At 73.2% G+C, this 20,809-nt stretch carries 23 protein-coding genes; 2 read left to right on the top strand and 21 right to left on the bottom strand.

Going from position 1 to position 20,809, the window contains the following annotated elements:
• Nucleotides 1-38 precede the first annotated feature (38 nt).
• From metK to D1350_RS09990, 21 genes are all read right to left on the bottom strand, one after another.
• Nucleotides 39-1,244: a methionine adenosyltransferase gene (gene metK, locus D1350_RS10090; protein WP_125775878.1), complete on the bottom strand. Its 1,206-nt coding sequence runs from the start codon at nucleotides 1,242-1,244 to the stop codon at nucleotides 39-41.
• A gap of 116 nt (nucleotides 1,245-1,360) precedes the next feature.
• Nucleotides 1,361-2,719, bottom strand: a complete 1,359-nt coding sequence (locus tag D1350_RS10085) for a bifunctional phosphopantothenoylcysteine decarboxylase/phosphopantothenate synthase (RefSeq protein WP_125775877.1) — start codon at nucleotides 2,717-2,719, stop codon at nucleotides 1,361-1,363.
• Nucleotides 2,720-2,753: 34 nt separating this feature from the next.
• The gene (gene rpoZ / locus D1350_RS10080; RefSeq protein ID WP_125775876.1) at nucleotides 2,754-3,059 is read right to left on the bottom strand and encodes a DNA-directed RNA polymerase subunit omega; all 306 of its coding nucleotides are present in this window, start codon (nucleotides 3,057-3,059) and stop codon (nucleotides 2,754-2,756) included.
• 51 nt (nucleotides 3,060-3,110) lie between these two features.
• Entirely contained in the window at nucleotides 3,111-3,713 is a 603-nt protein-coding gene (gene gmk / locus D1350_RS10075; protein WP_125776104.1) for a guanylate kinase, read from the bottom strand.
• A gap of 1 nt (nucleotide 3,714) precedes the next feature.
• Nucleotides 3,715-4,026: an integration host factor, actinobacterial type gene (mihF, locus tag D1350_RS10070; protein WP_125775875.1), complete on the bottom strand. Its 312-nt coding sequence runs from the start codon at nucleotides 4,024-4,026 to the stop codon at nucleotides 3,715-3,717.
• Nucleotides 4,027-4,234: 208 nt separating this feature from the next.
• On the bottom strand, nucleotides 4,235-5,068 hold the full coding sequence (gene pyrF / locus D1350_RS10065) for an orotidine-5'-phosphate decarboxylase (RefSeq protein ID WP_240644040.1): 834 nt from the start codon (nucleotides 5,066-5,068) through the stop codon (nucleotides 4,235-4,237).
• Nucleotides 5,069-5,127: 59 nt separating this feature from the next.
• Complete coding sequence (gene carB / locus D1350_RS10060; RefSeq protein ID WP_125775873.1) at nucleotides 5,128-8,517, bottom strand: carbamoyl-phosphate synthase large subunit; 3,390 nt, start codon at nucleotides 8,515-8,517, stop codon at nucleotides 5,128-5,130.
• 3 nt (nucleotides 8,518-8,520) lie between these two features.
• Nucleotides 8,521-9,771 (bottom strand): glutamine-hydrolyzing carbamoyl-phosphate synthase small subunit, encoded by a 1,251-nt coding sequence (gene carA / locus D1350_RS10055; RefSeq protein WP_125775872.1) that lies wholly within the window; start codon nucleotides 9,769-9,771, stop codon nucleotides 8,521-8,523.
• Complete coding sequence (locus tag D1350_RS10050) at nucleotides 9,768-10,319, bottom strand: PH-like domain-containing protein (RefSeq protein WP_125775871.1); 552 nt, start codon at nucleotides 10,317-10,319, stop codon at nucleotides 9,768-9,770. The genes carA and D1350_RS10050 overlap by 4 nt, the downstream gene beginning before the upstream one ends.
• Nucleotides 10,316-11,671 carry a dihydroorotase gene (locus D1350_RS10045; RefSeq protein WP_125775870.1) on the bottom strand — a complete coding sequence of 452 codons (1,356 nt, stop codon included), beginning with the start codon at nucleotides 11,669-11,671 and terminating at the stop codon, nucleotides 10,316-10,318. Before D1350_RS10045 ends, D1350_RS10050 begins: the two co-directional genes overlap by 4 nt.
• Nucleotides 11,668-12,654 (bottom strand): aspartate carbamoyltransferase catalytic subunit, encoded by a 987-nt coding sequence (locus tag D1350_RS10040; RefSeq protein WP_125775869.1) that lies wholly within the window; start codon nucleotides 12,652-12,654, stop codon nucleotides 11,668-11,670. Before D1350_RS10040 ends, D1350_RS10045 begins: the two co-directional genes overlap by 4 nt.
• Nucleotides 12,651-13,262, bottom strand: coding sequence for a bifunctional pyr operon transcriptional regulator/uracil phosphoribosyltransferase PyrR (gene pyrR / locus D1350_RS10035; protein WP_125775868.1), 612 nt, complete (start codon nucleotides 13,260-13,262; stop codon nucleotides 12,651-12,653). The genes D1350_RS10040 and pyrR overlap by 4 nt, the downstream gene beginning before the upstream one ends.
• A 159-nt stretch (nucleotides 13,263-13,421) precedes the next feature.
• Nucleotides 13,422-13,739 carry an ArsR/SmtB family transcription factor gene (locus tag D1350_RS10030; protein WP_125775867.1) on the bottom strand — a complete coding sequence of 106 codons (318 nt, stop codon included), beginning with the start codon at nucleotides 13,737-13,739 and terminating at the stop codon, nucleotides 13,422-13,424.
• Complete coding sequence (locus D1350_RS10025; protein ID WP_125775866.1) at nucleotides 13,733-14,206, bottom strand: SRPBCC domain-containing protein; 474 nt, start codon at nucleotides 14,204-14,206, stop codon at nucleotides 13,733-13,735. The genes D1350_RS10030 and D1350_RS10025 overlap by 7 nt, the downstream gene beginning before the upstream one ends.
• Before the next feature lie 127 nt (nucleotides 14,207-14,333).
• Nucleotides 14,334-14,750, bottom strand: coding sequence for a transcription antitermination factor NusB (nusB, locus tag D1350_RS10020; RefSeq protein WP_125775865.1), 417 nt, complete (start codon nucleotides 14,748-14,750; stop codon nucleotides 14,334-14,336).
• A 1-nt stretch (nucleotide 14,751) separates the two neighbouring features.
• On the bottom strand, nucleotides 14,752-15,315 hold the full coding sequence (efp, locus tag D1350_RS10015) for an elongation factor P (protein ID WP_125775864.1): 564 nt from the start codon (nucleotides 15,313-15,315) through the stop codon (nucleotides 14,752-14,754).
• Between the two features lie 98 nt (nucleotides 15,316-15,413).
• Nucleotides 15,414-15,965: a hypothetical protein gene (locus D1350_RS24430; protein WP_240644020.1), complete on the bottom strand. Its 552-nt coding sequence runs from the start codon at nucleotides 15,963-15,965 to the stop codon at nucleotides 15,414-15,416.
• Nucleotides 15,962-16,630, bottom strand: a complete 669-nt coding sequence (locus tag D1350_RS10005) for a SatD family protein (protein WP_125775863.1) — start codon at nucleotides 16,628-16,630, stop codon at nucleotides 15,962-15,964. The genes D1350_RS24430 and D1350_RS10005 overlap by 4 nt, the downstream gene beginning before the upstream one ends.
• Nucleotides 16,631-16,689: 59 nt before the next feature.
• Complete coding sequence (locus tag D1350_RS10000; RefSeq protein ID WP_125775862.1) at nucleotides 16,690-17,148, bottom strand: type II 3-dehydroquinate dehydratase; 459 nt, start codon at nucleotides 17,146-17,148, stop codon at nucleotides 16,690-16,692.
• 10 nt (nucleotides 17,149-17,158) lie between these two features.
• Nucleotides 17,159-17,632 carry a redox-sensitive transcriptional activator SoxR gene (soxR, locus tag D1350_RS09995; protein WP_125775861.1) on the bottom strand — a complete coding sequence of 158 codons (474 nt, stop codon included), beginning with the start codon at nucleotides 17,630-17,632 and terminating at the stop codon, nucleotides 17,159-17,161.
• Entirely contained in the window at nucleotides 17,629-18,147 is a 519-nt protein-coding gene (locus D1350_RS09990; protein ID WP_125775860.1) for an OsmC family protein, read from the bottom strand. Before D1350_RS09990 ends, soxR begins: the two co-directional genes overlap by 4 nt.
• Before the next feature lie 55 nt (nucleotides 18,148-18,202).
• Here D1350_RS09990 and D1350_RS09985 point away from each other — a divergent pair, with 55 nt between their 5' ends.
• Both D1350_RS09985 and D1350_RS09980 read left to right on the top strand, forming a co-directional pair.
• A complete protein-coding gene (locus tag D1350_RS09985; RefSeq protein WP_125775859.1) occupies nucleotides 18,203-19,237 on the top strand; it encodes an alcohol dehydrogenase catalytic domain-containing protein in 1,035 nt (344 codons plus the stop codon).
• On the top strand, nucleotides 19,234-20,661 hold the full coding sequence (locus tag D1350_RS09980; RefSeq protein WP_125775858.1) for an MFS transporter: 1,428 nt from the start codon (nucleotides 19,234-19,236) through the stop codon (nucleotides 20,659-20,661). The genes D1350_RS09985 and D1350_RS09980 overlap by 4 nt, the downstream gene beginning before the upstream one ends.
• Nucleotides 20,662-20,809 lie beyond the last annotated feature (148 nt).

Genomic DNA, 20,809 nt, shown 5'->3' with positions numbered 1-20,809 from the left:
CACCCCGGCGCCCTCGGGACGAGACGAGGGACCAGAGGTCAGAACAGGGACGTCAGCGCCTCGACACGGTCGGTGCGCTCCCACGTGAACTCCGGCAGCTCCCGCCCGAAGTGCCCGTAGGCAGCGGTGCGGCGGTAGATGGGGCGCAGGAGGTCGAGGTCGCGCACGATCGCGGCGGGACGCAGGTCGAAGACCTCCTTGATCGCCGCGGTGATGCGCTCCACGGGCACCTGCTCCGTGCCGAACGTCTCGACGTACAGCCCCACAGGCTGCGCCTTGCCGATCGCGTAGGCGACCTGGACCTCGCACCGGCGGGCGAGGCCCGCGGCGACGACGTTCTTGGCCACCCAGCGCATCGCGTACGCGGCGGAGCGGTCCACCTTCGACGGGTCCTTGCCGGAGAACGCGCCACCACCGTGGCGGGCCATCCCGCCGTAGGTGTCGACGATGATCTTGCGGCCCGTCAGGCCGGCGTCGCCCTGGGGACCGCCCACGACGAACTTGCCGGTCGGGTTGACGATCGTGCGGAAGCCGGCCACGTCCAGGCCGGCCGCCTCGCCCAGGCCCTGCACCACCGGGGTGATGACCTGCTCCGCGACCTGCCGGTGCAGCTTCTCCTGGATCACGTCGGCGTCGTGCTGGGTGGAGAGCACCACCGTGTCGAGGCGGACCGCGCGGTCGCCGTCGTACCCGATGGTGACCTGGGTCTTCCCGTCCGGGCGCAGGCCGGGCACCTCGCCCGAGCGGCGCACCTCGGCGAGGCGCTCCGCGAGGCGGTGCGCGAGCCAGATCGGCAGCGGCATGAGCGTGGGCGTCTCGTCCGACGCGTAGCCGAACATCAGGCCCTGGTCGCCGGCGCCCTGAGCGTCCAGCGGGTCGATGTCGGACGAGTCCTCGCGCTGCTCGAGCGCCTTGTCGACGCCCGCCGCGATGTCGGGCGACTGCTGCCCGATCGACACGGAGACGCCGCACGAGTCGCCGTCGAACCCGATCGCGGACGACGTGTAGCCGATGCTCCGCACCACCTCGCGGACGAGCTGGGGGATCTCGACGTACGCCTTGGTCGTCACCTCGCCGGCCACGTGGACCAGGCCGGTCGTGACCATCGTCTCGACGGCGACCCGCGACGTGGGGTCCTGCTCGAGGAGCGCGTCGAGGATCGAGTCGGAGATCTGGTCACAGACCTTGTCGGGGTGCCCCTCGGTCACCGACTCGGACGTGAACAGCCGCAGCGCATGTGTCATGCCGGACATGCTACGGGGCGAAGGGCCGTCAAGCGCCATGAGAAGGGGTTCCTCGTCTCACATGATGGGAGAATCTCACATCGTGGACACGATTGGCGCTCAAGGCGCGAGACGCGTCAGGGGATCAGCTTGGCGACGGCGTCCCAGATCGCGTCCGCGACCTCGCGCTTGGTGCCCGCGGCCCGGGAGACCACCTCGCCCACGGCGTCGAGCAGCGTGACGTCGTTCACGGCCTCGCCGAACCCGCGGCCCGACCCGACCTCGTTCACCGCGAGCAGGTCGGCACCCTTGCGGCGGGCCTTGGCCCGGCCGTGCTCCAGCACGCCCGCCGAGGCGTCGCCCGTCTCGGCCGCGAAGCCCACCACGAGCTGTCCGGCCCGCAGCCGGTCCCGCGCGAGCTCCGCCAGGATGTCCGGGTTCTCCACGAGCACGATCGGGGCGGGAGGCTCACCCGGAACCTTCTTGATCTTGGCGTCCGGGGCGCTCGCGGGCCGGAAGTCCGCCACGGCGGCGGCCATCACCACGACGTCGGCCTCGGCGGCCGCCGTGCGCACGGCGTCGCGCAGCTCCGCGGTGGACTCCACCGCGACGACCTGGACGTCGCCCGTCCCGGCACCGGCACCCCCACCGGCACCCCCACCGGCACCCCCGGCAGCATCGCGCCCGACGCCGGAGCGCCCCTCGGGCGGCGACGTCACCTCGGCCAGCACCTCCCGGGCGACGTTCGCGGCCACGAGCGTCACGCTCGCCCCGCGCGCGGCGGCCGCCGCGGCCAGCGCGACGCCCTGCAGGCCGCTGGACCGGTTGCCGATGAAGCGCACGGGGTCGATGGGCTCGCGCGTGCCGCCCGCGGAGACGACGACGCGGCGCCTCGCGAGGTCGCCCGCGGCGCCCGGCGCCCCGAGCGCGCCGGACGTGCCACCTCCCCCCGCAGCGGTCCCGCCGGGGGGATCGGCCACGACGGCCAGCGCGTACGCGGCGATGTCCTCGGGCTCGGGCAGACGGCCGCGACCGGTGTCGGTCCCGGTGAGCCTGCCCGACGCGGGCTCGATGACGTGCACGCCCCGCTCACGCAGAGTCGCCACGTTCGCGCGGGTGGCGGGGTGGTCCCACATCTCCGTGTGCATCGCCGGGGCCATCACGACGGGGCACCGCGCGGTGAGCAGGGTGGAGGTCAGCAGGTCGTCGGCACGGCCGGTCGCGGCGCGCGACAGCAGGTCCGCCGTGGCGGGGGCGACGATCACGAGGTCAGCACCCTGACCGAGCGCCACGTGCTGGACGTGCTCGACGTCGTCGAAGACCTCGGTGCTCACGGGCTCGCCGGACAGCGCCTCGAACGTGGGCGCACCGACGAACCGGAGCGCTGCGGCGGTGGGGATCACGCGCACAGCGTGCCCCTGCTCGCGGAGCAGACGCAGCAGGAGCACCGCCTTGTAGGCGGCGATACCCCCGCTGACGCCCAGCAGGATCCTCATGCTCGGTCCCGAACCGTCTCGGTACCGGGCCGGGTCAGGCGGGGTACTCCGGCGTGGGCTGGCCCTTGATGGGCTCGGCCGGCTCGACGTGCTCGATCGTCAGGAGACCCTGGTTGATCTCGCGCATGGCGATCGACAGGGGCTTCTCCTGGTTGCGCGTCTCGACGAGCGGGCCCACGTTCTCGAGGAGGCCCTCGTTCAGCTGCGAGTAGTACGCGTTGATCTGACGCGCGCGCTGGGCGGCGTACAGGACCAGGCCGTACTTCGAGTCGGTGCGCTCGAGCAGCTCGTCGATCGGCGGGTCGGTGATGCCCTCGGGCTGGGCGACGGTTCCGGCCATGGTGATGCTCCAGAGGCTAGAGAGGGGGAAAGGGAAGTCTGAGGAGCAAGTCTACCCGGCGACGGGCGCGGACCTGCCGACGCCCATCACCGAGACCAGCTCGTCGGTGGCCCGGTGCACGTCGTCGTTCACGATCGTGACGTCGAACTCGTTCTCGCAGGCGAGCTCCACCCGCGCCGTCTCCAGGCGGCGGGTGCGCTCCTCCTCGTCCTCCGTGCCGCGCCCGACGAGCCGGCGCACCAGCTCGTCGAAGCTCGGCGGGGCAAGGAAGACGAACAACGCCTCCAGGCCCGCGGCCTGGGTGGCCTCACGCACCTGGCGGGCGCCCTGGAGGTCGATCTCCAGGAGGACGGGCACCCCGGCGGCCAGCTTCTCCTCGACGGGCCGGCGCGGGGTGCCGTAACGGTTGCGGCCGTGGACCACGGCCCACTCGAGCATCTCCCCCGCGTCGACCATGCGGTCGAACTCCTCAGGGGTGACGAACAGGTAGTGCACGCCGTCGACCTCACCGGGGCGAGGAGCCCTCGTGGTCGCGGACACCGAGAGCCACACCTGCGGGTAGCGCGTGCGGACGTCGGCGGAGACCGTGCCCTTGCCGACCGCCGTAGGGCCGGCGAGGACGGTCAGACGTGCGGGAGCCGTGGAACTGGAAATGTCAGCCGAACCTCTCGATGAGTGCCGCCGTCTGGTGCGGCCCGAGGCCACGGACGCGACGCGTCTCGGCGATCCCGATCTCCTCCATGATCGCCCTGGCCTTCACCTTACCTACGCCGGGGAGCGACTCCAGCAACGAGACCACCTTGAGGTTGCCGACGACCTTGTCGGTACGGCCCTGCTCGATGACCTCCTTGATGGAGCCCTGGGAGTACTTCAGCCGGTTCTTGATCTCTGCCCGGGCCCGCCGGGCCTCGGCTGCCTTCTCGAGCGCCGCTGCACGCTGCTCAGGAGTGAGGGGAGGAAGTGCCACGCAAGTCACCTACTCGGGTCTCGACCGACGTCACCGCCGGTCTGGGTGTGGACTGCTGCATCGAAAGTAGCCATCACCCACCTCCTCGGCAATCGCTGGACGGGCGTTTCTCCCAACACTCTGGTCTCGCTAAATATCGCTTTCAGGACATTGGCAGATAAACCCGTACTCGTGAATGCCCTTCGCGCACTTCATGAGCGACATTTGCTCAGCCGCGCAGCGCCGACGTGACCTCGTCAGCGGCGGCTCGCGCGGCGCTCACCAGCGCACCTGCATCCGGCCCGGCGGCGAGGACCCCCCGCGAGGACGACGCGAGAACGGCCCGCCGGGCATCGCCGAAGACGTCCGCGAGCTCGCGCGCACCCGCCCCCTGAGCGCCCACACCGGGCGCCAGGAGGGGTCCGTTGACGGCCACCAGGTCGGTCCCCGTCTCCCGGACCGCCGCACCGACCGTGGCGCCGACCACGAGGCCCACCGAGCCGAACGGCTCGGCCCCGGCGTTCAGCACCGCCGCCTGGGCGGCCAGGGCCGAGGCGACGGACGCACCCGGGCGACCCGTGACGTCGTCGGGCAGCGTCCTCGCGTGCTGGACCTCGAAGCCCTCCTTGTTGGAGGTGAGGCACAGCACGAAGAGCCCGCGGCCCGTGGCCGCGGCGGCTTCCGCCGCCGGGGCCAGCGAGCCGAAGCCGAGGTACGGCGAGACGGTGAGCGCGTCGCCCGCGAGGGGCGAGCCGTCGCGCAGGAACGCGTCGGCGTACGCGGCCATGGTGGAGCCGATGTCGCCGCGCTTGGCGTCCACGATCGTGAGCGTCCCCGCGGCCCGGGAGGCCGCGAGAACGTCCTCCAGGACCGCCACGCCCGCGGAGCCGTGCCGCTCGAAGAAGGCGGCCTGCGGCTTGAACGCCGCCACCCGCCCGCCGAGGGCGTCGACCACGCGGAGGCTGAAGTCGCGCACGCCGGCCGCCGTGTCCGGCAGGCCCCACTCCGCCAGGAGCGACGCGTGCGGGTCGATGCCGACGCACAGGGGGCCGTGCTCGTCCATCGCCGCCGCGAGGCGCGCCCCGAAGGGCGTCACCCGCGCCCCCGAGGGCCGCTCCCCCGTCACGCCGGGACCGTCGCGGGCACGGCGTCGGACGCCAGGGCCGCCTCTGCGACCGCCAGGCGGGCGCGCATCGCCGTGTTGTGCTCCTGGAGGCTCGCCACCTGGAACGGGCCCGCAAGGACCGCCTCGATGCCCTGCACGGCCGCGGCCAGCTGGTCCACCGTGGTGACGATCGGCTTGTCGGCGGCCGTCGTGGCGGCGCGGATCTCGTAGCCGTCGGCGCGGGCGCCCTGGCCCGACGGCGAGTTGACCACCAGGTCCACCTTGCCCTCGGTGATGAGGTCCACGATCGTCGGCTCGCCGGCCTCGCCGCGGCCCGCCGAGTACTTGCGCACCACGCTCGCCGCGATGCCGTTGCGGCGCAGCACCGTCGCGGTACCGGTCGTCGCGAGGATCTCGAAGCCGAGCTCCGCCAGGCGCTTCACCGGGAAGACGATCGAGCGCTTGTCCCGGTCGGCGACCGAGACGAACACCGTGCCCGACGTCGGCAGGCCGCCGAACGCCGCCGCCTGCGACTTCGCGAACGCGTGCGGGAAGTCCTTGTCGAAGCCCATGACCTCGCCCGTGGACCGCATCTCCGGGCCGAGGACCGAGTCCACGACCAGGCCCTCCTTGGTGCGGAACCGCTTGAACGGCAGCACCGCCTCCTTGACCGCGATGGGCGCGCCCAGGTCGAGCGTGCCGCCGTCGCCCTCGGCGGGCAGGACGCCCGCCGCGCGCAGGTCGGCGATGCTGTCCCCGACCATCACGAGCGCGGCAGCCTTCGCGAGCGACGTGCCCGTGGCCTTCGACACGAACGGCACCGTGCGCGAGGCGCGCGGGTTGGCCTCCAGGACGTACAGGACGTCGCTCACGAGCGCGTACTGCACGTTCAGGAGCCCGCGCACCCCCACGCCGCGCGCGATGGCCTCAGTGGAGCGGCGGATGCGCTCGATCTCGGCCTCGCTCAGCGACACGGGCGGCAGCACGCACGCCGAGTCGCCCGAGTGGATGCCGGCCTCCTCGATGTGCTCCATGACGCCGCCCAGGAACAGCTCCGTGCCGTCGTACAGGGCGTCGACGTCGATCTCCATCGCGTCGTCGAGGAACCGGTCGATCAGCAGCGGCGCGGGCAGCGTGGTGCCGCCCGCCGACGCGGCGTCGGCGGCGCTCGCGACGAGCGCGCGCTCCACGTAGCCCGTGAGCTGGTCCTCGCTGTAGACGATCTCCATGCCGCGGCCGCCGAGCACGTACGACGGGCGCACCAGCACCGGGTAGCCGATGCCCGCCGCGATCTCGCGTGCCTGGGCGAGCGAGCGGGCCGTGCCGAACGCGGGAGCCGGGAGGCCGGCGTCCATCAGCACCTGGCCGAACTGCTCGCGGTCCTCGGCGGCGTCGATGGCCGCGGGGCTCGTGCCCAGGATCGGCAGGCCGGCGTCGGCGAGGCGCTGCGCCAGCGACAGCGGCGTCTGGCCGCCGAGCTGGACGATGATGCCCTTGACGGGGCCCGCCGCGAGCTCGGCGTGGTAGACCTCGAGGACGTCCTCGAAGGTCAGCGGCTCGAAGTACAGGCGGTCCGACGTGTCGTAGTCCGTCGAGACCGTCTCCGGGTTGCAGTTGACCATGATGGTCTCGTACCGGTCCCGGAGGGCCAGCGTGGCGTGCACGCACGAGTAGTCGAACTCGATGCCCTGCCCGATGCGGTTGGGGCCGCTGCCCAGGATGATGACGGCCTCGCGCTCGCGCGGCCGCACCTCGGTCTCCTGGTCGTAGCTCGAGTAGTGGTACGGCGTGGTGGCCTGGAACTCGGCGGCGCAGGTGTCCACCGTCTTGTAGACCGGGCGGATCCCGAGCGCGTAGCGGACCTCGCGGACCGTCGACTCCCCGCCGGGTCCCATGCCGCGCAGGCGCGCGACCTGGGCGTCGGACAGGCCGTGCCGCTTGGCGGTGCGCAGCACCTCGGCGGTCAGCGCGGGGGCCGCGGCCACCTCGGCGGCGATCTCGTTGACGAGCTGGACCTGGTCCAGGAACCACGGGTCGATCTTGGTGGCCTCGAAGACCTGCTCGATCGTGGCGCCGGCCCGCAGGGCCTGCTGCACGCCCACCAGGCGGCCCTCGGTGGGCCGGGCGATGTCGGCGAGAAGGGCCTCCAGCGCGGCCCCGGCCGGGGCGTCGCCGTCCCAGTGGAAGGACACGCCGCCCTTGTCGATCGAGCGCAGCGCCTTGCCGAGCGCCTCGGTGAAGTTGCGGCCCAGGGCCATCGCCTCGCCGACCGACTTCATGGTGGTGGTGAGCGTGTCGTCGGCCGCGGGGAACTTCTCGAACGCGAAGCGCGGGACCTTGACCACCACATAGTCGAGCGTTGGCTCAAAGCTGGCGGGGGTGACCTTGGTGATGTCGTTCGGGATCTCGTCGAGCGTGTAGCCCACGGCAAGCTTCGCGGCGATCTTGGCGATCGGGAAGCCGGTCGCCTTGGAGGCGAGCGCCGAGGACCGCGACACGCGCGGGTTCATCTCGATGACGATGATCCGGCCCGTCGAGGGCTCGACGGCGTACTGGATGTTGCAGCCGCCGGTGTCGACGCCGACCTCGCGGATGACCGAGATGCCGATGTCGCGCAGGCGCTGGTACTCGCGGTCCGTGAGCGTCATGGCGGGGGCCACGGTGACGCTGTCGCCCGTGTGCACGCCCACCGGGTCCACGTTCTCGATGGAGCAGACGACCACGACGTTGTCGTTCTTGTCGCGCATCAGCTCCAGCTCGTACTCCTTCCAGCCGAGGATGGACTCCTCCAGGAGCACCTCGGTGGTGGGCGAGTAGTGCAGACCCTGGCCGACGATCCGGCTCAGGTCCCTCTCGTCGTACGCGATGCCGGAGCCGAGGCCGCCCATGGTGAACGACGGGCGCACGACCATCGGGTAGCCCAGGTCGGCCGCGGCGCCCAGCGCCTCCTCGACGGTGTGCACGATGAGCGACCGGGCCGACTCACCGCCGCACTTCTCGACGACCTGCTTGAACTGCTCGCGGTCCTCGCCCTTCTGGATCGCCTCGATGTTGGCGCCGATGAGCTCGACGCCGTACTGCTCGAGCACGCCGGCCTCGTCGAGGGCGATGGCCGCGTTGAGCGCGGTCTGGCCGCCGAGCGTCGGCAGGAGCGCGTCGGGGCGCTCCTTGGCGATGATCGTGGTGAGGACGTCGGTGGTGATGGGCTCCACGTAGGTGGCGTCCGCGAACTCGGGGTCGGTCATGATCGTGGCCGGGTTCGAGTTCACGAGGATGACCCGCAGGCCCTCCTCCTTGAGCACGCGGCACGCCTGGGTGCCGGAGTAGTCGAACTCGCAGGCCTGCCCGATGACGATGGGGCCGGACCCGATGACGAGGACCGAGGAGATGTCGGTACGGCGGGGCATTGCTCAGTTCTCCTTGGTGGTGGCGTCGAGGGTCGTGCCCGCGTCGAGGATCGCGGGGGGCCAGGCTGCGGGGTCGGTCATGAGGCCGACGAACCGGTCGAACAGGTAGGCGGCGTCGTGCGGGCCGGCCGCCGCCTCCGGGTGGTACTGCACGGAGAAGGCGGGCAGGTCGAGGCACGTCAGGCCCTCGACCACGCGGTCGTTGAGCCCCACGTGGGAGACGACGACGCGGCCGTAGCCGGCGTCGTGCGGGGCCTGCGTCCCGGCCTGGTCGAGGGGCGCGTCCACCGCGAAGCCGTGGTTGTGCGCCGTGACCTCCACCTTGCCGGTGGTGCGGTCGAGCACGGGCTGGTTGATGCCGCGGTGGCCGTAGCCCAGCTTGTAGGTGCCGTAGCCGAGGGCCCGGCCGAGGAGCTGGTTGCCGAAGCAGATGCCGAAGAACGGGATGCGGCGGGCGAGGACCTCGCGCAGGAGGGACACCTCGTGGCTCGCGGCCCCCGGGTCGCCCGGGCCGTTCGAGAAGAAGACGCCGCCCGGGGCGCCGTCGGGCAGGAGCGCCTCGACGTCCTCGACGGTCGAGGACTGCGGGACCACGTGCACGCGCACGCCGCGCTCCGCGAGCCGGACCGGCGTCATGGTCTTGATGCCGAGGTCGACGGCGACCACGGTCGCCACCGGGTCGAGGCCCTCGAACGCGCCGCGGGGCTCCACCACGTACGGCTCGGCGGTGGTGACCTCGCCGGCCAGGTTGGCGCCCTTCATCTGCGGCGAGGCCTGCACCTCGGCCACCAGCTCCTCGACGGGGCGGGGGTAGCCGCCGCGCACCAGGTCGTCGGCGGAGAAGATCCCGGCGCGCATCACGCCGGTCTCGCGGAGGTGGCGCGTCAGCGCGCGCGTGTCGAGGTCGCTGATGCCCACGACACCCTGGTCGGCGAGCTCCTCGCCCAGCGAGCGCTCGGCGCGCCACGACGACACGCGGCGCGCGGGGTCGCGCACGACGTAGCCGGCGACCCAGATCTTGCCCGACTCGGGGTCCTCGGAGTTCACGCCGGTGTTGCCCACGTGCGGGGCCGTCATGACGACGATCTGCCGGTGGTACGACGGGTCCGTCAGGGTCTCCTGGTAGCCCGTCATGCCGGTCGAGAAGACGATCTCGCCGAAGGTGGTGCCGGTTGCGCCGTACCGGCGTCCGGTGAAGGTGGTGCCGTCCTCGAGGACGAGGATCGCTTCGTTCTGTTCGGTGGTGGTGCTCATCGGGCTTCCTCGGGGTACGGGTGGGTCTGGGCGGCGACCAGGTGGCGCACGGCGTCGACCAGCGCGCCGCGGTCGGTGGCGCGCCGGGTGCGCAGCCCGGTGTCGATCACGGTGGCGGGCACGTCGGGCACGTCGGGGTCGGCGGGGACCTCCCACGTGATCACGACGAGGCCGTCGGTGCCCACGTACTTTCCGGCCATGCCGGGGCCGAGGCCTGCGGCCTCGACGGTCTCGACCGGGATGAAGATCTCCTCGGCGCCCTCGCGCTCGATGAGGACGCCCGGCTCGTAGACGCTCACGCGGGCCGACGAGCGGTCGCCGAGCCCGTGGGCGCCGATCCGCGCGAGCCAGTCACCGGCCAGCGTGCTGGACACGTAGGTGGCGTCGATCGGTCCGACGCGCACGAGCCCCAGCGTGCTCGGCACAGCGGGCGGCGGCGGGACCAGGGCGCGCGTGCGGCGCGCGAGGCGTCGTCGGCCCGTCAGCACCGCGTACAGCAGGACGAGTCCGAGCAGGGCGACGATCGCCATGGCGACGGGCTGGGTCATCGGGCGGCTCCTTCGAACGTGTCGGACCCCAGGGCGGCGGGCTCCACCGGCGTGCCGTCGAGGACGGTGGCGCGGCCGCGCAGGAAGGTCGCGACGACGCGGCCGGGCAGCTCCATGCCCTGGAAGGGGGTGTTGGTGCTCGCGGTGACCTGCGCGGCGCCGTCGATCCGGCGCGTGGCGGCAGGGTCGACCAGGACGAGGTTCGCCGGCTCGCCCGCGTCGAGCGGCCGGCCGTGCCGGTCCTCGATGCGGCCGATGCGTGCGGGGGCGCTGGAGAGCACGCGGGCGACGTCGGCCCACGTCATGCGGCCCGTGTCCACCATCGTGGACTGGACCACCGACAGCGCGGTCTCCAGGCCCGTCATGCCGAACGCGGCCGCCGCCCACTCGCAGTCCTTGTCCTCGACCGGGTGCGGGGCGTGGTCGGTCGCCACGATGTCGATGGTGCCGTCCGCGAGGCCCTGGCGGACCGCCTCGACGTCCTCGGCCGTGCGCAGCGGCGGGTTGACCTTGAACACCGGGTTGTACCCGCGGGCCAGCTCGTCCGTGAGGATCAGGTGGTGCGGGGTCACCTCGGCAGTGACGTCCACGCCGCGGGACTTGGCCCAGCGGATGATCTCGACCGAGCGCGCGGTGGAGAGGTGGCACACGTGCAGACGGGAGCCCACGTGCTCGGCGAGCAGCACGTCGCGCGCGATGATCGCCTCCTCCGCGGCGGCCGGCCAGCCGGTCAGGCCGATCTCCGCGGAGACCACGCCCTCGTTCATCTGCGCGCCCTCGGTGAGGCGCGGCTCCTGCGCGTGCTGGGCCACGACGCCGTCGAACGCCTTGACGTACTCCAGCGCGCGGCGCATGAGGACCGGGTCGTGCACGCACTTGCCGTCGTCGGAGAAGACGCGGACGCGGGCGCGGGAGTCGGCCATCGCCCCGAGCTCGGCGAGCCGCTCCCCCGCCAGTCCGACGGTCACGGCGCCCACCGGCTGGACGTCGGCCCAGCCGGCGTCGCGGCCGAGCCGCCACACCTGCTCCACCACGCCGGCCGTGTCCTGCGTGGGGGTCGTGTTCGCCATGGCGTGCACGGCGGTGAAGCCGCCCGCCGCGGCGGCGCGGGTGCCGGACCAGACGGTCTCGGCGTCCTCGCGGCCCGGCTCGCGCAGGTGCGTGTGCAGGTCCACGAGCCCCGGCAGGGCCACCAGGCCCGCGGCGTCGATCTCCACCACGTCCTGCCCGGCGGCGGCCGGGCGGGCCTCGCCCGCTCCCGTCACCGACTCGATCACGCCGCCCGCGAGGACCAGGTCGACCGGGTCGCCGCCGTAGGGGCGCACCCCTCGGAGGATGTAGGTGGTGCTCACAGCGCGTTCCTCTCGCTCGACTCGTTCCCGGCCAGCAGCAGGTACAGCGCGGCCATCCGTACAGCGACGCCGTTCGCGACCTGCTCCACGATCACGGAGCGGACATGGTCGGCGGCGTCCGCGGAGATCTCCAGGCCGCGGTTCATCGGCCCGGGGTGCATCACGATCGCGTGGTCCGGCAGGAAGGCCAGCCGGCGCGCGTTCAGGCCGAACGTGCGGCTGTACTCCTGCGGGCTCGGGAAGAAGGCGCCGGAACCGCCGCCCATCCGCTCCCGCTGCACCCGGAGCATCATGACCGCGTCGGGCTGCCACTGCAGGAGCGTCTCGTCCAGGTGGTACGACACCCGGCACGGCCACGCCTCGACGCCCACCGGCAGCAGCGTCGGCGGGGAGACCAGGGTCACCTCGGCGCCGAGCGTGTGCAGCAGGTGCACGTTCGAGCGGGCCACGCGGGAGTGGAGCACGTCGCCCACGATCGCGACGCGCAGACCGGCGAGGTCGGCGCCCACCGGGTCGGTGCCCGACCGCTGACCCACCAGGTGGCGGCGGATGGTGAACGCGTCCAGGAGCGCCTGCGTGGGGTGCTGGTGGGTGCCGTCGCCGGCGTTGAGGACGCCGGCGTCGAGCCAGCCCGCGTGCGCCAGCATGTGCGGGGCGCCGGACGCGTGGTGGCGCACCACGACGGCGTCGGCCCCCATGGCGTGCAGCGTCAGGGCGGTGTCCTTGAGCGACTCGCCCTTGGACACGCTCGACCCCTTGGCCGAGAAGTTGATCACGTCCGCGCTGAGGCGCTTCGCCGCGGTCTCGAACGAGATCCGGGTGCGGGTCGAGTCCTCGAAGAAGAGGTTGACCACCGTGCGGCCGCGCAGCGTGGGCAGCTTCTTGATCTCGCGCGACTGGGTCGCGGCCATCTGGGCGGCGGTGTCCAGCAGGAGGATCGCGTCGTCCTTGGACAGGTCGGCGGTCGACAGGAGGTGCTTCATGCGGAGGCCCTCCCGGCGATCAGGACGGCGTCGGCCACGCCGTCGGTCTCCCGCAGGCGCACCCCGACGCGCTCGGAGCGGGAGGTGGGGAGGTTCTTGCCGACGAAGTCGGCGCGGATCGGGAGCTCGCGGTGGCCCCGGTCCACGAGGGCGGCGAGCTGGACCACGCGTGGCCGGCCCAGGTCGTTGAGCGCGTCGAGGGCTGCGCGGATGGTGCGGCCCGAGAAGAGCACGTCGTCGACCAGGACCACCGTCCGGTCGTCGATGCTCACCGGGACGCGCGTCACGCCGACGGAGCGGGTGGGCTGGCGCTGCAGGTCGTCGCGGTACATCGTGACGTCCAGCTCACCCACGGCGTCGGGGTCGAAGGACGGCTCGATCTCGGCGAGGAGCGTCGCCAGGCGGGCGGCGAGGGTCACGCCGCGGGTCGGGATGCCGAGCAGGACCACGTCGCGCGCACCCTTGTTGCGCTCGGTGATCTCGTGCGCGATGCGGGTCAGCGCCCGGGCGATCTCCGCCTCACCGAGGACGGTGACAGCGGGCGCGGAGCTGGTGGTGGTGCTCGTGCTGCTGGTGCCGGATCCGGGCACAGCGGTGCCAGCGTTCATCTGGCGACCTCCTTCCCCGCCTCACCGGACGGGCTTTAAAGGGAGTCTGACAGCCCCCACCATAACGCGCCGGGTCCGGCGGGCCGCCCTGCGCCCGGACTGCGGACGAGCGGCGTTGCTCACACCCGCCCTCCCCCGCGACGCAGGGCCGACGGCGGGCTACCGGTCCAGGTCCTGCGCCAGCCGGGACAGGCGGGCCAGTCGCGCGTCCCACGCCTTCCCGATGCCCTCCAGCTGCCTGCCGAGCGCGGTGAGCTCCGCGCCGAGCGCCCGGTACCGGCGCTCGCGGCCAGCGGTGTACGACTCCACCAGGCCCGCCCCCTCCAGCACCGCCAGGTGCTTCGCCACGGCCTGCCGGGTCACCGGCAGGCGCGCGGCCAGCGCCGACGCCGACAGATCCTCCGCGCCGAGCGCCTGGAGCACCGCCCAGCGCGTCTCGTCGGCCAGCGCGGCGAACGCCGCCACAGGGGTCACCACTCGCGCGACCCCACGTAGGCGACCAGCTCGTCGAGCTCGCCGTCCCAGCCCTCGCGGTTGCCCTCGAGCGCGGCGCGGACGGCGTCGTCGTCCGCGCCGGTGAAGCCCGTCTCCAGGACGGTGAGGACCGTGGCGTCGCCGTCAGCAACCAGGGTGAAGGTGGCCTCGGTGTAGTGGTCGGGATCGTCGACCGACTGGCCCCAGCGGAACGCGAGCAGCTCCCCCGGGTCGAGGCGTGTGACCTCGAACGGGAACCAGCCGTAGCCCTCGAAGTGCAGGCGGCCGCGCCCGCCGACGGCGAACGGGGCCCCGTCGGTGGTCTCGCAGGCGTCGCCGAACCAGCCGGCCACGTGCTCGGGCTCGGTGAGCGCGCGCCAGACGGCGTGCGGGCGGGCGGGGACGCGGACGGTCCGGGTCACGGTGCGCGCGTCGAGGTCGATCGACGCGGCGGTGGTCTGCGTGGTCATGGCATCCTCCTCGCTCGCGAGACGACGCGAGCCTTGGTTGTGCAACCAATTGATTGCACAACCAAGGCTCGCACCTGTGGCGCTACATTGCAACCCGGCGGTTGCGCCCCAGGCTGGGGGCGCCGGCTCAGGCCAGCAGGCTCGGCTTGAGGTCCACGATCCGGCCCAGGAGGCCGTTGACGAACGTCGGGGAGTCGTCGGTCGACAGGTCGCCGGCGAGGCTCACCGCCTCGTCCACGGCCACCGCGTCCGGCACGTCGTCGTTGAAGAGCACCTCCCAGGTGCCCACGCGCAGCAGCGCGCGGTCCACCGCGGGCATGCGCTCGAGCGTCCAGCCGTGGGAGTACGTCTCCAGCAGCTCGTCGATGCGGTCGCGGTGCGCCATGACGCCCTCGACCAGGTCGACCGTGTACTGCGGGACGGACGCCTCGGTGTGCGGCTGGACCACCCGGTCGGCGACGAGCCGGATCGGGTCGACGCCGCGCTGCTCGGCCTCGAAGAGGATGTCTACGGCGCGCTTGCGTGCCTTGGTACGAGCAGACACGTCAGTCGTTCACACGGCCGAGGTACGACCCGTCACGCGTGTCCACCTTGACCTTGGTGCCCTGCTCGAGGAACAGCGGCACCTGGATCTGGGCGCCGGTCTCAAGCGTGGCCGGCTTGGTGCCACCGGTGGAGCGGTCGCCCTGGAGGCCCGGCTCGGTGTAGGTGATCTCCAGCACCACGGAGGCGGGGAGCTCGACGTACAGCGGCGTGCCGTCGTTCGACGCGACCATGACGCTCATGCCCTCGAGGAGGTAGTCCTTGGCGTCGCCCACCGTCGCCGGGGGGACCATGATCTGGTCGTACGTGTCGTTGTCCATGAACACGTAGTCGGCGCCGTCCATGTACAGGTACTGGAAGTCGCGGCGGTCCACGCTGGCCGTCTCGATCTTGATGCCCGCGTTGAACGTCTTGTCGACGACCTTGCCGGAGAGCACGTTCTTCATCTTGGTGCGGACGAACGCGCCACCCTTGCCCGGCTTGACGTGCTGGAACTCGATGATCGTCCAGAGCTGACCGTCGATACGGAGCACGGTGCCGTTCTTGATGTCGTTGCTGGTTGCCACGTTCGTCTTCCTGTGTCGGTCGATTGCGCAGGGCCACGCCGCGGGGGCGCGGCGCTCACCGCGGATGTCAAGGAGCAGCGGCCCAGTCTACTCCAGGGTTACATGATCGCCGCGATGACGATCAGCCCGCCCAGGCCGCAGCCCACAGCCCAGATGAGCGACGCGAGCGTCCCCACGACGAACCGCTCCGACGCGACCGGGTGCTCCCGCAGCTCCGCATAGCGCCCGAGGCCCTTGATCGCCACGACGATCGCGATCCCGTACGGGTAGCCGGCCAGCAGGGCGGACGTGATGGCCAGGCGCTCCAGCACCCCCAGCCAGGCGCCGCCGCGCAGCACCTCCATGGCCTGCGGGCTCATGGTGCCCGACGGCGGCTCGCCCCCCTCTCCCCCGGCCGCACCCGAGGCGGGGCTCGCCCCGGGCATCCGCCCCCCGGGGTCGGCCGGGTCGGCCGTCTGCGGGGTCACCGCGGGCGGCGCGGGCGGCGGCCTCCACGGCATCCAGGGCAGGTCGCCCGACGAGGCGTGCCGCAGGACCCAGGGCACCACCCACGACCCCACGACCACGCTCAGCCCGAGCGTCACCACCCACACGCCCGCGATCGCGAACCACTGCCCGACGTTCAGGTCCCCCGCGATGTCCCAGGTCACCGACTGCTCTCCTCAATGCTCAGGTCGTCGACGCCGCTCGGGTCGCCGACGCTCAGTTCGCCCAGCAGCCGGCACACCACCGGCCGCACCGCCTCCTCCTCGTGCCACAGCGCCGCGCGCAGCCGCTGGCTCACCGCCTGCTCGCTGATGCCCAGCGCGGAGGCGACCCGCTTCTGCCGGCCGGGCTGTCCGGCGTCGGGCAGCGAGGCGAGCGTATCGACCGTCTCCCACCCTGCCGCGGACCGCCGCGCGCCGACCGCACCGAGCAGGCGCAGGAGCGCCTCCACCTCGGCGGCGCGGTCCGGGTCGCCGCCCTCGACGGCGATCGTGCCGCCGGGCGGCCTCGTCTTCGCCCGCTCGACCGCCTCGCGGGCCCGGACGAAGGCCGGGCCTCGGGCCTCGCGCGACACCCGGGGCAGCGGCTCCTCGACGGGCCCCACGCCCAGGCCGACGCTCCAGCCCCGGTCCCTCAGGAGGGCGAGCGTCAGGTCGACGGTGAGCGTGGCGTCGTCGAGCACGCCCTGGACCTCGTCGCCGACGGTGCGCTCGAACGCCACGACGAGGCCCGCACGCCCGTGGGCGAGGCGCGCGAGCGTCTCCAGCACCTCGGGCACCAGGTCGGGCCCGCGGGTGCTGCCGCGCTGGTCTGCGGTCAGGACGATCACGCCTTAAGGCTAGACCCTTGATTCTGTGTTCTCAAGGTCTAAGCCTTAAGATCTATAAATCAAGTCTGCAACCTTGTGGCGACGGCGCTCAGCGCCAGCCGGTACGAGTCGAAGCCGAAGCCCGCGATCGTCCCGGTGGCGATACCGGCCACGACGGACAGGTGGCGGAACGTCTCCCGGCTCGCGGGGTTCGACAGGTGCACCTCCACCAGCAGCAGCCCAGCAGAGGTGACCTGGGCGGCGGCGTCGCGCAGGGCGTAGCTGTAGTGGGTGAAGGCGGCGGGGTTGAGCACCACGTGCGAGCCCGTGTCGACCGCCTCGTGGAGCCAGCCCACGATCTCGGACTCGTCGTCGGTCTGGCGCACCTCGGCGACCAGGCCCAGCTCGCCGCCCCACTTCGCGGCGGACACCTCGAGGTCTGCCATGGAGGCGTGGCCGTAGATCTCCGGCTCGCGGACGCCGAGGCGGCCCAGGTTGGGGCCGTTGAGCACGAGGACGTGAGGCTGCGTGGTGGTCACACCGGTGAGCCTAGGCCGGGTCGAGGTCCTCCACCAGGAGCGTCCGCGGCCCGGGACCGGCGGTGCCCAGCTCGTCGAACGGGTTGGTCAGCCGGCACTTGCGCAACGAGAGGCACCCGCAGCCGATGCAGTCGGTCAGATGGTCGCGCAGGCGCTGGAGCTGCTCGATGCGCGCGTCCAGGTCGGCGTGCCAGGCCTTCGAGATGCGACGCCAGTCCTTCGCCGTGGGCGTGCGGTCGCCGGGGAGCGTGGCGAGCGCCGCGCCGATGTCGGCGAGCGGGATACCCACCCGCTGCGACACCCGGATGAACGCCACGCGCCGCAGCGTCTCGCGCTGATAGCGCCGCTGGTTGCCCGACGTGCGGCGGCTGGAGATCAGCCCCTGCTTCTCGTAGAAGTGCAGCGCGGAGACCCGCACCCCGCTGCGCGCCGCGAGCTCGCCGACCGTCAGCTCGTCATGGTCCCAGGGGACGTCGTCGGTCACGCCGGCCCCTCGGCGACCCGCCGGACCACGAGCGCGGGCGGCACCCGCAGGCTCTGGCCCACCACGCAGTACCGCTCCGTGAGGACGGCGAGACGGTGCAGGGCCGCGTCGTCAGCGTCGGTGTCGAGGACCGCCTCGATCGTCACCGGGCCGACGCCCACCGGGACCTCGCGGTCCAGGCCGAGCGTGCCGCGGGCGTCGAACGAGCCGGTCGCCGAGAGGGCGGCGGAGCGGATCTCGACGCCCATCACCGTGGCGACGCTACGGAGCGTCACGCCCGCACAGGCGAGCACCGCCTCGAGCAGCATGTCGCCGCTGCAGGCGTCGGAGCCGTCGCCGCCCGTGGCGGGATGGAGGCCCGCACGGACCGGGCCCGCCCACGACCCGACGGTCGCCGTGATGCCGGGGTCGGCGAACGTGGCCGAGGCGCCGAGCGGTGTGGCCGCGCCGGCCGGGTCGGTCCGGTACTGCTCCTTGAGGGGTGCCTGACGGGCACGGAGCTCGGCTGCGTCCATGCGCCCGATCTTAACGGCTTGACCTGGACCAAGGTTGAGGTTCCAGGATGACCACATGGACGCGATCAGGATCCACGCCTTCGGCCCGCCCGAGAGCCTCGTGCTCGACCGGCTGCCCGACCCCCAGCCCGGCCCCGGGCAGGTGCTCGTCGCCGCCGTCGCCCATGGTGTGCACCTGCTCGACACCACGCTCCGGCGCGGCGAGCAGGGCGGACCGCTCCCCCTCCCCCAGCTCCCCACGGTCCCCGGGCGGGAGGTCGCGGGCACCGTGGCCGCCGTCGGGCCCGGGGTGGACCCGGCCTGGGTGGGGCAGCGGGTCGCCGCGCACCTCGGCGCCACGCCCGACGGCGGCGGGTACGCCCGCCTCGCCCTCGCCCCGGTCGCAGGCCTCCACCCCGTGCCCGACGGTCTCGACGAGGCCGAGGCCATCGCCATGATCGGCACCGGCCGCATGGCGGCGTACACGCTGGAGGTCGCCGGGCTGCCCGAGCCGCTCGACCCGGCGGACCCGTGGCCGTCGGCGCCCTGGCGGGACGAGGTCGTCGTGGTGACCGCCGCGGCCGGCGGGCTTGGCACACTTTTTGTCCAGACTGCGCTCCTGGCAGGCGCCCGCGTGCTGGCGCTCGCGAGCGGCGACAAGACCCCGGTGGTCGAGGGGCTCTCCGGCTCCGAACGCCTCGCCGTGGTCGACTACGCCGCCCCGGGCTGGACCGCACGGGCACGAGCCGCGCTCGCCACCCTCGGGGCCGACGACGCCACGCTGCTCCTCGACGGCGTCGGCGGCGACGCCGGGACCGCCGCGGCCGACCTCCTGCTCGACGGCGGACGGGTCGTCGTCAACGGCTGGTCGTCGGGCACCGCCAACCGGTACGCCACGGCGGAGGCGCCACGACCGCTCGAGGTGCGTGCCGCCGTCGGCCCGGGTGCCCCCGCGCCGGGCGACATGCGACGCTTCCAGGATCGGGCGCTCGGGCTCGCGGCCGCCGGGACGTGGCGGGTGCTGACCCACCGCGTGCCGTTCGCCGAGGCCGCACGGGCCCACCGCGAGCTCGAGGAGCGACGCACCGTCGGGAAGGTGGTCCTGGTATGACGGCCCCGGACACCGGGACGACGACGGCCCACGGCGGGCCCGCCGATGCGCGGGCTGCCGACGCGCGGGCTGCCGATGCGCCGGCTGTGGCGACTGCCGATGCGTCCGCCGCGGCGGCGCTGAGCCCGGGCACGCAGCGCACGGTCCTCGTCGGCATGGTCGCGCTGTGCGCCCTCGGGGCGTTCGAGGCGCTGGCTGTGGCCACCGCGATGCCCACCGTCGCCGTCGAGCTGGGCGGGCTGCGGCACTACACGCTGGCGTTCTCGGTGACGTTCGCGGCGAGCGTCGTGGGGCTGCTGACCGCGGGCTGGTGGAACGACCGGCGCGGTCCGGCCCCGGCGATGTGGACCGGCATGGCGCTGTTCGCCGGCGGGCTCGTCGTCGCGGGGACCGCCACGAGCATGGGGACGCTCATTGCGGGGCGGGCCCTGCAGGGCATCGGCAGCGGGCTGTTCTCCGTGGCCCTGTACGTGCTGGTCGCACGGGTCTTCGCGCCCGAGCGGCGCCCGCGGGTGTTCTCGGCGTTCGCGGCGGCGTGGGTGCTCCCGGCGATCGTCGGGCCGGCGCTGACCGGGCTGATCGTCACCCACCTCGGGTGGCGGTGGGTGTTCCTGGGCGTGCCCGCGCTCGCGGTGGTGGCCGCGATCCTGCTCGCGCCGGGTCTCGCCGCGGCCCGGGGGCACGGGACTTCTGGTGGGGCCGTCTCGGGCGGGGCCGTCTCGGGCGGGGCCGTCTCGGGCGGGGCCGTCTCGGGTAGGGCCGTCGGCGACAGGGCCTCCCGGGCGGGGTCTGCCGCCGCCCCGCGTCCGGCCCGCGCGCTCGCTCTCGCCCTCGGGACGCTGCGCGCCGCCCGCGGCCTCTCCGCCGTCATCACCGTCCGCGCGCTCGCGACCGCGGCCTTCACCGGCGCGGAGGTGCTCCTCCCCCTCGTGCTCGTGCACGAGCGGCGGCTCACCCTCACGGCCGCCGGGCTCATCCTCACGGTGGGTGCGCTCGGCTGGTCCGGCGCGTCATGGGTGCGCGGCCGGGACCTGCTGCGGCTGTCCCACGCGGGATACCTGCGGCTCGGCGGTGCCCTGCTCGCTGCGGGAACGCTCGCCGCCGGGGTGCTGGCGGCGCCCGGGGTGCCGGTGACCGTCGGGATGATCTCCTGGGTGCTGTCGGGCCTCGGCATGGGGTTCGCCTACCCCACGCTCTCCGTGCTGACGCTCGAGCTGGCCGAGCCGCACGAGCAGGGCCTGGCCTCCTCCGGGCTCCAGGTCGCCGACGCCCTCGCGGGCGCCGGCGCGTCCGCCGCGACCGGTGCGCTGCTCTGGACGCTGCACGACCTCGTGGGGCTGCCCGCGTACGCGGCCTGCTTCGGGCTGATGGCGGCGCTGGCCGCGGGGGTGGTGGTGCTGGCGGGACGGACACGGGTGCCGTAGCCGTCCCGTGCGCCGGGTGCGGTCGGTGCGGTCAGTGCGGTCAGTGCGCGAGTGCGGCGCACATTGCTCCGGCAGTTCGTCGTCGGATCGGCAGTTCGAGGTGCCGATCCGACGACGAACTGCCGAGGTGATGTGCGCGCGCTATCCA

This window comes from Antribacter gilvus, from assembly GCF_003946865.1.
In the GTDB taxonomy this organism is placed as follows: Bacteria; Actinomycetota; Actinomycetes; order Actinomycetales; family Cellulomonadaceae; genus Antribacter; species Antribacter gilvus.
The sequence above is the reverse complement of the archived record's forward strand: the minus strand, read 5'-3'. Positions and strand labels throughout refer to the sequence as shown.